10 protein-coding genes are annotated in these 12,245 nt (G+C 66.3%); 8 read left to right on the top strand and 2 right to left on the bottom strand.

The window, feature by feature from the left end; genetic code table 11:
- Window positions 1-36: 36 nt before the first annotated feature.
- Window positions 37-3,834, bottom strand: coding sequence for a multifunctional oxoglutarate decarboxylase/oxoglutarate dehydrogenase thiamine pyrophosphate-binding subunit/dihydrolipoyllysine-residue succinyltransferase subunit (locus QNO10_RS10060; protein ID WP_229950589.1), 3,798 nt, complete (start codon window positions 3,832-3,834; stop codon window positions 37-39).
- Window positions 3,835-4,357: 523 nt separating this feature from the next.
- On the opposite strand from QNO10_RS10060, the gene QNO10_RS10055 reads away from it, so the two are divergent.
- The 5 genes from QNO10_RS10055 to QNO10_RS10035 all read left to right on the top strand — a co-directional run bounded on the left by QNO10_RS10055 (window position 4,358) and on the right by QNO10_RS10035 (window position 9,578).
- A complete protein-coding gene (locus QNO10_RS10055; protein WP_229950591.1) occupies window positions 4,358-5,746 on the top strand; it encodes a hemolysin family protein in 1,389 nt (462 codons plus the stop codon).
- Window positions 5,743-6,807, top strand: a complete 1,065-nt coding sequence (locus QNO10_RS10050; protein WP_229950593.1) for a hemolysin family protein — start codon at window positions 5,743-5,745, stop codon at window positions 6,805-6,807. Before QNO10_RS10055 ends, QNO10_RS10050 begins: the two co-directional genes overlap by 4 nt.
- A gap of 95 nt (window positions 6,808-6,902) precedes the next feature.
- Window positions 6,903-7,886, top strand: coding sequence for a metal ABC transporter solute-binding protein, Zn/Mn family (locus QNO10_RS10045; RefSeq protein ID WP_229950597.1), 984 nt, complete (start codon window positions 6,903-6,905; stop codon window positions 7,884-7,886).
- The gene (locus QNO10_RS10040; protein WP_229950601.1) at window positions 7,883-8,704 is read left to right on the top strand and encodes a metal ABC transporter ATP-binding protein; all 822 of its coding nucleotides are present in this window, start codon (window positions 7,883-7,885) and stop codon (window positions 8,702-8,704) included. Before QNO10_RS10045 ends, QNO10_RS10040 begins: the two co-directional genes overlap by 4 nt.
- Complete coding sequence (locus QNO10_RS10035) at window positions 8,691-9,578, top strand: metal ABC transporter permease (RefSeq protein WP_229950603.1); 888 nt, start codon at window positions 8,691-8,693, stop codon at window positions 9,576-9,578. The genes QNO10_RS10040 and QNO10_RS10035 overlap by 14 nt, the downstream gene beginning before the upstream one ends.
- Here QNO10_RS10035 and QNO10_RS10030 read toward each other — a convergent pair.
- Window positions 9,575-10,006, bottom strand: a complete 432-nt coding sequence (locus QNO10_RS10030; protein ID WP_229950606.1) for a Fur family transcriptional regulator — start codon at window positions 10,004-10,006, stop codon at window positions 9,575-9,577. The two genes, QNO10_RS10035 and QNO10_RS10030, sit on opposite strands and share 4 nt — an antisense overlap.
- A 161-nt stretch (window positions 10,007-10,167) precedes the next feature.
- Here QNO10_RS10030 and QNO10_RS10025 point away from each other — a divergent pair, with 161 nt between their 5' ends.
- The 3 genes from QNO10_RS10025 to QNO10_RS10015 all read left to right on the top strand — a co-directional run bounded on the left by QNO10_RS10025 (window position 10,168) and on the right by QNO10_RS10015 (window position 12,215).
- Window positions 10,168-10,827, top strand: coding sequence for an MBL fold metallo-hydrolase (locus QNO10_RS10025; RefSeq protein WP_229950608.1), 660 nt, complete (start codon window positions 10,168-10,170; stop codon window positions 10,825-10,827).
- Window positions 10,827-11,693, top strand: a complete 867-nt coding sequence (locus QNO10_RS10020; protein ID WP_229950610.1) for a sulfurtransferase — start codon at window positions 10,827-10,829, stop codon at window positions 11,691-11,693. The genes QNO10_RS10025 and QNO10_RS10020 overlap by 1 nt, the downstream gene beginning before the upstream one ends.
- Before the next feature lie 93 nt (window positions 11,694-11,786).
- Window positions 11,787-12,215, top strand: a complete 429-nt coding sequence (locus QNO10_RS10015) for an HIT family protein (protein WP_229950612.1) — start codon at window positions 11,787-11,789, stop codon at window positions 12,213-12,215.
- Window positions 12,216-12,245: the final 30 nt, after the last annotated feature.

The following is a 12,245-nucleotide window of genomic DNA, read 5'->3' as shown; positions in this document are numbered from 1 at the left end:
GGGTGGGACGCCGAAGCGCCCCACCCCAAATCTAGCCTACTGACGTTCGAAGGCCTTCTTCACGAGGATGTCCTGCTCCACTGCATGGCGCTTGGCCGAGCCCGTGGCGGTGGACGCCGACGCCGGGCGTGACACCAGCCGAAGGCGGCGGTCCAGGTGCTGCGGGAGGTTCAGGCCAATGAAGGGCCACGGGCCCTGGTTGGCCGGCTCGTCCTGTGCCCAGACGATGTCCGCGTTCGGGTACTGCGCCACGGCCGCCTGGATCTCCTCCACGGGGAGCGGGTAAAGCTGCTCCACGCGGATAATGGCTGTCTTCTCATCTCCGGTCTTCTGGCGGTTGGCCAGCAGATCGTAGTAGAGGCGGCCGGAGACCAGCAGGACCCGCTCGACGGCGTTTCCGTCCAGTTCGGCGTGTTCCCCGATGACCGGCTGGAACTCGCCGTGCGTGAACTCCTCCACCGAAGTGGCTGCAGCCTTCAGGCGCAGGAGCTGCTTGGGCGTAAAGACCACCAGCGGCTTGCGCGGCCGGCTGTAGGCCTGCCGGCGCAGCAGGTGGAAGTGCGAGGCGCCCGTGGTCGGGTTGGCAACAATCATGTTGTCCTCGGCACACATCTGCAGGAACCGCTCGATCCGTGCGGAGGAGTGGTCCGGACCCTGGCCTTCATAGCCGTGCGGGAGCATCAGCACCAGTGAGGAACGCTGGCCCCACTTCTGTTCGGCCGAAGAGATGAACTCGTCAATGATGGTCTGGGCACCGTTGACGAAGTCGCCGAACTGGGCCTCCCACAGCACGAGGGCGTCCGGGCGTTCCACCGAGTAGCCGTATTCGAAGCCCATGGCTGCGAATTCGGAGAGCAGGGAATCGTAGATCCACAGCTTCGCCTGGTTCGGGTCCAGCTCCGCCAGGGGTACCCATTCCGCGCCGGTGGCGCGGTCATGGAAGACGGCGTGCCGCTGGGTGAACGTTCCGCGGCGGGAGTCCTGCCCGGCAAGGCGTACGGGGACGCCTTCCATCAGCAGGGAGCCGAAGGCGGCAATTTCGGCAAAGCCCCAGTCGATATTGCCCTCGCGGGACATCTGTTCGCGCTTTTCCAGCAGGGACTTCAGCTTCGGGTGGACCGTGAAGCCTTCCGGCACGGCCACGTGGGCCTTGCCGATGTGGGCCAGGACCTCCGGTGAAACCGAAGTGCTTGCCGGCTTGATGATCGTGGTGCCCTCCTGCTGTGCGGCAGGACGTTCGAGATCGGAGACCGCTTCCGAATCCTTGGTGATCACCGGGATGGGTGAGGTCTGCGCAGCGTGGGTCTCGGCAAAGACACGTTCCAGGCGGCCCTGGTAGTCGCGGAGCGCCTGCTCGGCTTCGTCCTGGCTGATGTCCCCGCGTCCGATCAGGGACTCGGTGTACAGCTTACGGACGGAGCGCTTGGCCTCGATCAGGCTGTACATCATGGGCTGCGTCATCGAAGGATCGTCGCCTTCGTTGTGGCCGCGGCGGCGGTAGCAGACCATGTCGATGACGACGTCCTTGTGGAAGCGCTGCCGGTATTCGTAGGCCAGCTGGCCCACCCGCACGACTGCTTCGGGGTCGTCTCCATTGACATGGAAGATCGGTGCCTGGACCATCTTCGCGACGTCGGTGGAGTAGACCGAGGACCGGGAGGACGTCGGCGAGGTGGTGAAGCCCACCTGGTTGTTGACCACCACGTGGATGGTTCCGCCGGTGCGGTAGCCGCGCAGCTGGGAAAGGTTGAGCGTTTCCGCCACCACTCCCTGCCCGGCGAAGGCGGCGTCGCCGTGTACCAGGATCGGCAGCACGGGGAATTCGTCGCCCTGGTCCAGACGGTCCTGCTTGGCGCGGACAATGCCTTCCAGCACCGAGTCGCCGGCTTCGAGGTGTGACGGGTTGGCCGCCAGGTAAACCTTGGTCTCGTTGCCGTTGTCGGAGGTGAAGGTTCCCTCGGTGCCGAGGTGGTACTTCACGTCGCCGGAGCCCTGGACGCTGCGCGGGTCCTGGGTGCCTTCGAATTCCCGGAAGACCTGGGCGTACGTCTTGCCGGCAATGTTCGTCAGGACGTTGAGGCGGCCACGGTGGGCCATGCCGATGCCGACTTCCGCGAGGCCGTCGTCGGCGGCGCCGGAAATCACGGCGTCCAGCAGCGGAATCAGGGACTCGCCGCCTTCAAGCGAGAAGCGCTTCTGGCCGACGAACTTCGTCTGCAGGAACGTCTCGAAAGCCTCTGCCGCGTTGAGCTTGCTGAGGATCCGCAGCTGCTCTTCGCGGGTCGGCTTCGTGTACTTGGTTTCCAGGCGGTCCTGGAACCACTGGCGTTCCTCCGGATCCTGGATGTGCATGTACTCGATGCCCGCGGTGCGGCAGTACGCGTCCCGCAGCACACCAAGGATCTTGCGGAGCTTGAGCATCGGCTTGCCGCCGAAGCCGCCCGTGGGCCACTCCCGGTCCAGGTCCCACAGCGTCAGGCCGTGGTTCAGGACGTCCAGGTCGGCGTGCCGGCGCTGCACGTATTCCAGCGGGTTCGTGTCCGCCATGAGGTGTCCGCGGACCCGGTACGCGTGGATCAGCTGCTGGATGCGGGCAACCTTGTTGATCTGCTCGTCCGGGTTGACCTGGATGTCAGGGCTCCAGCGGACCGGCTCGTACGGAATCCGCAGGGATTCGAAGATCTCGTCGTAGAAGTTCTGCTCACCCAGCAGCAGCTGGTGGATGATCCGCAGGAACTCGCCGCTGCCGGCACCCTGGATGACCCGGTGGTCGTACGTGGAGGTCAGGGTGATGATCTTGCTGATGGCGTTGCGGGCAAGGATCTTCTCGTTGGCACCCTGGAATTCGGCCGGGTACTCGAGGGCGCCGGCGCCGATGATGGCGGCCTGGCCCTTGGACAGGCGGGGCACGGAGTGCACGGTGCCGATGCCGCCCGGGTTGGTCAGGGAGATGGTGGTGCCGCGGTAGTCGTCAGCGCCGAGCTTGCCGCTGCGCGCACGCTTGACCAGGTCCTCGTACGCGTGCCAGAACTCCGAGAAGTTCAGCGTTTCGGCCTTCTTGATGTTCGGCACCACCAGCAGACGGGTCCCGTCCGGCTTGGGCATGTCGATGGCCAGGCCGAAGTTCACGTGTGCGGGCTGGACGGCTACAGGCTTGCCGTCCACTTCGTCGTAGTACACGTTCATCGACGGGAACTGCGCGGCGGCACGGATGATGGCGTAGCCGAGCAGGTGGGTGAAGGAGATCTTGCCGCCGCGGGCACGCTCAAGGTGGCTGTTGATGACAATGCGGTTGTCGATCAGGAGCTTGGCGGGGACCGCACGAACGGTGGTCGCCGTGGGGACGCTCAGGCTGAGGTCCATATTCGTGGCGATCGCCTTGGCCGGACCGCGGAGCACGGTGACCTTGTCCTCTTCCGCAGCCGCGTCGCTGGGCTGGGTCTTGGGCAGCTGGGCCGGAATGGGTGCGGCCTTCGCCGGTTCCTTGGGAGCGGATTCGGCCTTTGCCGATTCCTTGGGGACCGGCGGTGTGCCCGACTGCTGCGTTGCAGCGGGGGATTCGCCGGAGGCCTTCGGTGCATTGGGTGCTGTGGTCTCTGCCTTTACCACCGGCAGCTGCCGGGTGGCCGGCCGGGCGCCGTCCGGAGAACCGGCGGTGTTTCCGTTGGAGCCGTTACCGGACTGGGAGTCTTCAGCCTTGAAGGATTCGAAGATGCTCCACCACTTCTTGTCAACGGAGTCCTTGTTCGACAAATACTGCTCGTAGAGTTCATCGACAAGCCACTCGTTGCCGCCGAATTCTTCCGGCAGGCGGTGGTTGGATTGGTCTGGCACTAGATATACGCCTCTTCCATGAGTTGCCGTTTGCCCTGATGGCACCATGTTCGGGGCGCTTCCGCCTCAACTGGTGGTGCTGGCCCGGTGCGCAGTGACCGAGACTTCATGCCAGTCTAGTGACATAGGCGAAGATGTGGCCAATCCCGCATCTTCGGATGACGCAACAGACAGCGGCTTATCGGTTTTCCGGTGCCGGCGGCATGCCGGACGCCCGGCCTCGCCGCCGAATCCGAGTGCTGTGGCAGGGTCCGGCCAAACCTGTAAACTGATAATTCTATGGACAGTTTCTCTAGGCGCCGGCCTGTGCAACGGACTGCGGTTACCGCAGACGGTGCGCCCCGAGCCGGCAACGCCAGCACACCCACGGCCCAGCATTCACCTGCCGCTGCATCGGAGCCTTCCAGTCCGGCCGCAGCCGACCACCCTCCGTCTGAACGTTTTCCTGCAGCCTTTGCGCCCCTTTCCCTGCCCCTTTCTTTAAGGCGTGGCCTGACAGCACCCGCCGCGGGGGTGCGCTGACATGGAGTGGCTCTACCTGCTCTTTGGCCTTCTCCTTATTCTTGGCACCGGCTTCTTCGTTGCCGTGGAATTTGCCCTGGTGGCGCTGGACCAGCCGTCCGTCCGCCGCGCAGTCGAGGACGGTGACAAGGCGGCCGAGCCGCTGCTGCGCTGCCTGACCACCCTTTCCACCCAGCTTTCCAGCTGCCAGCTGGGCATCACCATGACCACCCTGCTGACCGGCTTCGTGATGGAACCATCGGTGGGCCGCCTGCTGGAGGCGCCCCTGGCGTCCCTGGGCCTGCCGCCCGTGGCCGTGGCCTCCGTGTCCGTCACCGTGGCGATGATCCTGGCGACCTTCCTGTCGATGCTGCTGGGTGAACTGATCCCCAAGAACATGTCCATCGCCATGCCGTTCCGCATCGGCAAGGCGCTTGCCCGTCCACAGCTGGCCTTTACGGTGGTCTTCAAGCCTGCCGTACTCCTGCTGAACGGTTTTGCGAACAAGATCCTTCACCTCTTCGGCCTGGAAGCCAAGGAGGAGGTCAGCGGAGCGCGGACCCCGTCGGAGCTGTCCTCGATGGCGCGCCGTTCAGCGGAGATGGGCACCCTGGACAAGGGCACCGCCGACTTCCTGTCCCGGACGTTCTCCTTCGCCGGGCGCACGGCGGCCGATGTGATGACTCCGCGGATCCGGCTGGAAACCATCGATGCCGAGCAGCCGGTGGCCGACGTCATCGAAGCAGCCCGGCGCACCGGGTACTCCCGGTTCCCGGTCCTCGGCGATTCCCCGGACGACATCCGCGGCGTGGTGCATGTCAAGAAGGCCGTAGCCGTTCCCCGCAGCCGACGCGGAACGCTGCCCGCTGCCGCGATCATGAGCGAAATCCTCCGGGTTCCCGAAACAGTCCACCTGGACTCGCTGCTTTCGGAACTGCGCAACGCGAACCTGCAGCTCGCCGTCGTGCTGGACGAATACGGCGGCACCGCCGGCGTCGCCACCCTGGAGGACCTCGTCGAGGAGATCGTCGGCGAAGTATCCGATGAACACGACAAGGCGAAGCCCGGAGTGCTGCAAAGCGCGTCCGGCGCCTGGTTCTTCCCGGGCATCATGCGCCCGGATGAAGTCACTGCGCTGGTTCCGCTGCTGCGGATGCCGGACGAAGCCGGATACGAAACCGTGGGCGGCTACATCATGGCTGAACTGGGACGCATCGCCGAGGCCGGGGACCGCGTGTCCGTCCCCGGCGGCGTGCTGGAAGTGGAGCGGATGGATGGACGCCGCATTGACCGCGTGAGCTTCATTCCCGCCGAGGAAGGCGCCGATTCCGGGCAGCCCGAACATGTCGAAGACGAAGACAGCGCCGACCGGCCTACGGAGCGCCAGGACCGCAGGGAAGGTATCCGATGAGTGACGTAGCGGGAATCTTCTGGCTGGTTGTCCTTTTGCTGGGCAACGCGTTTTTCGTTGGCAGCGAGTTTGCCGTGATGTCGGCACGGCGCAGCCAGATCGAGCCGTATGCGGAGGCCGGTTCCAAACGGGCCAAGACGACCCTGTGGGCCATGGAGCACGTTTCACTGATGCTTGCCTGCGCGCAGCTCGGTATTACTGTCTGCTCCCTGCTCATCCTGTCAGTGGCGGAGCCGGCCATCCATCACCTGCTTTCGGTTCCGCTGAAAGCCGTCGGACTGCCGGTCGAGATTGCGGACGGCGCCGGTTTCCTGATTGCACTGCTGGTGGTGACCTTCCTTCACGTCACGATTGGCGAGATGGTCCCGAAGAACATTTCGGTGTCCGTTGCGGACCGGGCAGTGCTTCTGCTGGCGCCGCCGCTGGTCTTCATTTCCAAGCTCGTGCGCCCGGTTATCGGGTCGCTGAACTGGCTGGCAAACCACGCCCTGCGGCTGATGGGCATCACCCCCAAGGACGAGGTCGCCTCAGCCTTCACCTTGGAGGAAATGCAGTCCATCGTGGAGGAATCCACCAAGCACGGGACCGTGGCCGATAATTCCGGCCTGATTTCCGGTGCGCTGGAATTCTCCGGGCAGACCGCGGGGACCGTGATGGTTCCCCTGGACGAACTCGTCACGCTGGGGACGGACTCGACCCCGGCCGAATTTGAGCGGGCGGTCGGCAGGACCGGTTTTTCCCGGTTCGTCCTCGTGGACGATGCCGGGAACCTCACCGGGTACATGCACCTGAAGGACGTGATGTCGATTCCGTTGGAGGCCTATGAGCGGCCGATCACGGAGAACAAGGTCCGGACATTGGCGAACCTGCGCCTCGACGACGAAATCGAGGACGCGCTGGCCGTGATGCAGCGGACGGGTTCCCACCTGGCCCGCGTTCTGGGGCCGGACGGAAGCACCCGGGGCGTCCTGTTCCTGGAAGACATCATCGAACAGCTGATCGGGGAAATCCGGGACGCCACCCAGGCCCAGGGCATCCGCCGGACGGGCGAACACCTGTAGGACGCTAGATGCGAACGATTCGCGTTTAGGTTATGCTGAAGGGGCTCCGGCGGCGCCGGAGCCCATCCGCCCGCCTAACCAGGGACATCAACCTTATGCACCGCTTCCCCGTCCGCGTGGCCGGAACCGTATTGGCTGCCGCCGTCCTGACCGGATGCGCGGCCGGCAGCGGGGACCCCGAACGTGGCGGAGCCGACGAAGGCGTCATCACCGTCGTGGCGTCCACCAACGTCTACGCGGGCATCCTCACGGAGATCGGCGGGGACAACGTGGAGGTCACTGCCCTGATCGACCGGCCCAGCCAGGATCCCCACTCCTATGAGGCTACTGCCCGGGACCGGCTGGCGGTTTCCAAGGCGGACCTGGTGGTGCTTAACGGCGGCGGCTATGACTCGTTCCTGGAGAAGCTGGCAGCTGATGAAGGCATCCCTGCCGAGGACATCCTCAACGCCGTGGAGATCTCCGGCCTGGAGGACTCCGGGGAGGATGCCGAGGGCGTCCACGGGGCGGAAACCGGCCATGACGGTGGGGAAGACCACCACGGCCATCGCCACGGTTCCTTCAACGAACATGTCTGGTACAGCCCGGAGGCGATGGGCCGGCTGGCCGGCGCCGCAGCAGAACGCCTAGCCGGGCTGGACGCGGAAGCCGCTGACTCTTTCCAAGCCAACGCCGCGGATTTCGAGGCGGGCATTGCTGACATTAATGCTGCCCTGGCGGCGCTTCGGGACGTCTCGGCTGGACGCGACGTCGCGCTGACCGAGCCGGTGCCGGATTACCTGGTGGCGGCTGCCGGGCTGCACAATGCCACCCCCTCCGACTTCACCGAAGCAGTGGAGGAAGGCGCCGACGTGCCACCCAAGGTGCTGAAGGAAATGGAGGATCTGGTCACCGGCGGCTCGATCGCTTTCCTGGGCTACAACGAACAGACGTCCACGTCCCAGACCGAGACCGTGCGGGAGGCCGCCGTGTCTGCGGACGTGCCCGTCGTGGACTTCACCGAAACCCTGCCCGAGGGGCAGGACTACCTGCAGTGGATGGCCGCCAATACCGCCGCCATGGAAAGCGTGCTCCGATGACGCCGCCGGCTCCCGTCGTCCGCCTGCGGGACGCAGGACTGTCCTTCGGGGACCGCACCCTGTGGAAGAACCTCGACCTGGACATCAATGCGGGGGAGTTCCTTGCCGTCCTCGGCCCCAACGGGTCCGGCAAAACCAGCTTCCTGAAGGTCCTCCTGGGGCTGCAGCCGCTCACCGGCGGCACCGTGACCATCAACGGCCGCGATGTCCACCGCGGCAGCAAGGACATCGGGTACATCCCGCAGCAGAAATCCTTCAGTCCGGGCACTCCGCTGCGCGGCCGCGACCTGGTGGGGCTCGGCGTCGACGGCGACCGCTGGGGCCTGCGCCTGCGCCGGAAGCCGGTGCGCCAGCGGGTGGACCGGCTGCTTGAACAGGTGGGAGCCACCGCCTACGCGGATGAACCCGTCGGACGGCTGTCCGGAGGCGAGCTGCAGCGCCTGCGCGCAGCCCAGGCCCTGGCCACCAATCCGGACCTGCTTCTTTGCGACGAGCCGCTGCTTTCCCTGGACCTGCACCACCAGCAGGCGATCAGCTCGCTGATCGAGCGGCGCTGCCACGACGAGGGAGCCGCCGTCGTCTTCGTGACCCACGAGATCAACCCGGTCATCGAGTACGTGGACCGCGTGCTGTACCTGGCCGGCGGGCAGTTCCGCACCGGCACCCCCGCCGAGGTCCTGCGCAGCGATGTGCTCTCGGAAATGTATGGCAGCCGCGTGGAAGTACTGCGCAGCCACGGACGGATTGTGGTCCTGGGCATTCCCGACGCCACCACCCATCACCACGGAGAAAGCGAGGGCGACCTTGGACCTGCGTAGTTTCTTCGATGCTGTTTTCGATTTCAGCGACTATGGGGAGCTGCTCCCGCTGGTGCAGAACTCCATCTGGGCGGCGGCGGTCCTGGGCCTGGTCGGCGGCTTGATCGGTACCTTCGTGCTGATGCGGGACCTGGCCTTCGCCGTGCACGGCATCGCCGAACTTTCCTTCGCCGGAGCGTCCTTTGCCCTGCTGATCGGCGTGAACGTGGTGGTCGGTTCGCTGGTGGGATCGGTGGCGGCCGCCGTCCTGCTGGCCGTCATGGGCCTGCGGGCACGGGACCGGAACTCGATCATCGGCGTCATCATGCCCTTCGGGCTGGGGCTGGGGATCCTGTTCCTGGGCCTCTATGAGGGCCGCTCGGCCAACAAATTCGGGTTGCTGACCGGACAGATCGTCGCAGTGGATACGGTGCAGCTGAATCTGCTGGCCGGAGTTGCCGCCGTCGTGGTCGCTGCCCTGCTCATCATCTGGCGCCCACTGACCTTCGCCAGCGCGGACCCGGACCTCGCCGAGGCGCGCGGCGTGCCGGTGCGGGTGCTGTCCATTGTCTTTATGTTCCTGCTGGGTCTTTCCGTAGCGCTGTCCATCCAGGTGGTGGGCGCGCTGCTGGTGCTCTCGCTGCTGATCACTCCCGCTGCCGCGGCGCTGCTCGTGACCTCCTCACCGCGCCTCGTGGTGTTCCTGAGCGTGGTCTTCGCCCTGGCTTCCTCGGTGGGCGGCATCCTGCTGGCGCTGGGCGGGCGGATCCCGATCAGCCCCTACGTCACCACGGTGTCCTTCGCGATCTACCTGGTGTGCCGGATCATCCGGCGGGTGCGCGGCGGACACCGGCGGCGTGAGCTGAGCCGGAACACCGCCACCGCCGCGGCCTAGCTCTTACGGGCGCTGCATTCCGGGCACAGACCGAAGACCTCGACGGTGTGCGCCACCTCGGTGAAGCCGTACCTGGTGCCGAGTCCGGCAGCCCAGGTCTCCACTGCCGGAGCCTCCACCTCGACGGCCTTGCCGCATTCGCGGCAGACCAGGTGATGGTGGTGATGCCCGACGGCGCAGCGCCGGTACAGTGCCTCTCCGTCGCCGCCCCGGAGCACATCCACCAGGTTCTCGTCCGCCATGGACTGCAGCACCCGGTACGTGGTGGCAAGCGAAACGCGTTCCCCGCGCTCCTGCAGCAGCCGGAACAGTTCCTGGGTGCTGACAAAGTCATCGAGGTCGTCCAGGGTGCGGCCCACGGCCAGGCGCTGGCGGGTCACGCGCGGCTCCGGTCCGCGCTTGGACGTCCGGGATGTCTCGGGTGACACGGAAGTTCCTCCAGGCGGGGTGGTACGGGCGGGATCGTATGGGTACGGTGGCACGGCAGGGGATGGGGTACCAAACCCTGGTTAAACCAGGACCCTAAGATTACCAGCAGCACTGCGGCATATCCGGAGCACCCGGGATGCTCCGGGAGTAGGGTGGCGCTATGCAAATGACCAAGTTCACGCACTCCTGTGTCCGCTTTGAGCAGGGCGGGAAGGTCCTGGTGCTGGATCCCGGCACGTTCTCCGAGGTCGAGACCGCACTGCAGGGCGCCGACGCCATCCTGGTCACCCACGAGCATGCGGACCATCTGGACCGCGGCCGGGTGCTTGCCGCAATGCAGGCGCAGCCGGCGCTGGAGCTCTACGCCCCGGCGTCCCTCGCGGCACTCCTTCGAGCCGATGCCCCGCCGGAACTGGCCGGCCGCATCCACGACGTCGAACCCAACACCAGCTTTACGATCGCCGGTTTCGGCATCCAGTCGTTCGGCGGCCAGCATGCACTGATCCACCCGCTGATTCCCCTTGTTGCCAATATCGGCTACCTCGTGGAGGGCCGGGTCTACCACCCGGGCGATTCCTTCGTGGTTCCGAACGGGCTGCGGCCGCGCACAGTGCTGGTTCCCGTGCACGCACCGTGGTCCAAGGTGGGGGAGGTCCTGGACTTCGTCATCGCCACCGGCGCCGAGCGCGCGTATCCCATCCACGATGCCCTGCTGAACGAGCGGGGACTGGGTATGGTCGAGGGCCACATCACCCGCTTCGGCAAGGTCTACGGCACTGAGTTCCGGCATCTGGACGCCGGGGAAACAGTGGACCTGTAATGGACGTCCTGATCTCAATCCCGCGATTGCGCGGCCGGCTGGAGTCCGCACGTCCGCCCGTGCTGCTGGATGTGCGCTGGACCCTGGGCGCCAGCGACGGCCGGGATAAGTACCTGGACGGACATTTGCCCGGTGCGGTGTACGTGGACATGGACACCGAGCTGTCGGCCCCCGCAGCTCCGTTGGAGGGACGGCACCCCCTGCCCGGCCCTGCGGACTTCGCCGATACCGCCCGCCGCTGGGGCCTGAACGACGGCGACACGGTGGTGGTTTACGACGACGCCGGCGGCACCTCCGCGGCCCGTGCCTGGTGGCTGCTGCGGCATGCCGGCTGGGAGGACGTACGCCTGCTCGACGGCGGGCTCGGCGCCTGGCGCGCAGCCGGACTGCCGCTGGAAAGCGGCCCGGTGTCGCCGGAGCCCGGGACGGCACACCTGTCCTGGGGGCACATGCCCGTGGCGGAGCTGCAGGACGTGGGGCCTTTGGCCACAGCGGGAACGCTTATCGACGCGCGGGCGCCGGAACGCTACCGGGGAGACACCGAGCCCGTCGATCCCCGGGCCGGACATATTCCGGGAGCCGTGAACCGGCCCTCTACCCACAACCTTGCTCCGGACGGCACCTTCCGCAGCCCCGCTGAACTCCGTGCCTCCTTCGAAGCCCTGGGGGTGCGGCCGGATCGACCCGTTGCCGCGTACTGCGGATCGGGCATCTTCGCCTCCCACGAGGTTGCAGCCCTGGCGCAGGCGGGGATCACCGCGGCACTGTATCCGGGGTCCTGGTCGCAGTGGTCCAACACGCCCGGTACGCCGGCAGCCGTGGGGACCGGGCCGGGCCGGGCCGAAACCCTGCCCGAAAAGGGGTAGCGTCGAATCATGTTTACCGGCCGACCGGTTCCTCCGCCGCTGCGGGCACCCCTGCCTGCCGCCGCACCAGGGGAACAACCCGAAGGAGCACCCATGCCTACCCTGTTTACCCGGATTATCAACGGCGAAATTCCCGGCCGCTTCGTCTGGAAGGATGACGACGTCGTGGCGTTCCTCAGCATTGGTCCGCTCAGCGACGGCCATACGCTCGTGGTGCCGCGCCAGGAGATCAACAAGTGGACGGACGCACCTGCGGACCTTCTGCAGAAGCTGACGGCGGTTGCCCACGCCATTGGCCAGGCCCAGGTGGAGGTCTTCGGCTCCGAGCGGGCCGGCCTGACTATCGCCGGTTTCGAGGTGGATCACCTGCACCTGCATGTCTGGCCCGCCAACTCCATGCAGGACTTCGACTTCAGCCGCGCCGAATCCGATCCGGATCCCGAGCGGATGGAAGCCAACGCGCAGAAGCTGCGCCAGGGCCTGCGCGACGCCGGGCACGGGGCTTTCGTCCCCGAGGCCTAGCAACAGGCACCTGGCAGCGGCGCCGGCGGC

The sequence above is a fragment of the Arthrobacter sp. zg-Y919 genome (assembly GCF_030142045.1).
Lineage (GTDB): Bacteria > Actinomycetota > Actinomycetes > Actinomycetales > Micrococcaceae > Arthrobacter_B.
The sequence above is the reverse complement of the archived record's forward strand: the minus strand, read 5'-3'. Positions and strand labels throughout refer to the sequence as shown.

Coding starts and splice junctions, on each gene's coding strand:
- QNO10_RS10055 (WP_229950591.1), top strand. CDS start 4,358: ATGGAGTGGCTCTACCTGCTCTTTGGCCTTCTCCTTATTCTTGGCACC.
- QNO10_RS10050 (WP_229950593.1), top strand. CDS start 5,743: ATGAGTGACGTAGCGGGAATCTTCTGGCTGGTTGTCCTTTTGCTGGGC.
- QNO10_RS10045 (WP_229950597.1), top strand. CDS start 6,903: ATGCACCGCTTCCCCGTCCGCGTGGCCGGAACCGTATTGGCTGCCGCC.
- QNO10_RS10040 (WP_229950601.1), top strand. CDS start 7,883: ATGACGCCGCCGGCTCCCGTCGTCCGCCTGCGGGACGCAGGACTGTCC.
- QNO10_RS10025 (WP_229950608.1), top strand. CDS start 10,168: ATGCAAATGACCAAGTTCACGCACTCCTGTGTCCGCTTTGAGCAGGGC.
- QNO10_RS10020 (WP_229950610.1), top strand. CDS start 10,827: ATGGACGTCCTGATCTCAATCCCGCGATTGCGCGGCCGGCTGGAGTCC.
- QNO10_RS10015 (WP_229950612.1), top strand. CDS start 11,787: ATGCCTACCCTGTTTACCCGGATTATCAACGGCGAAATTCCCGGCCGC.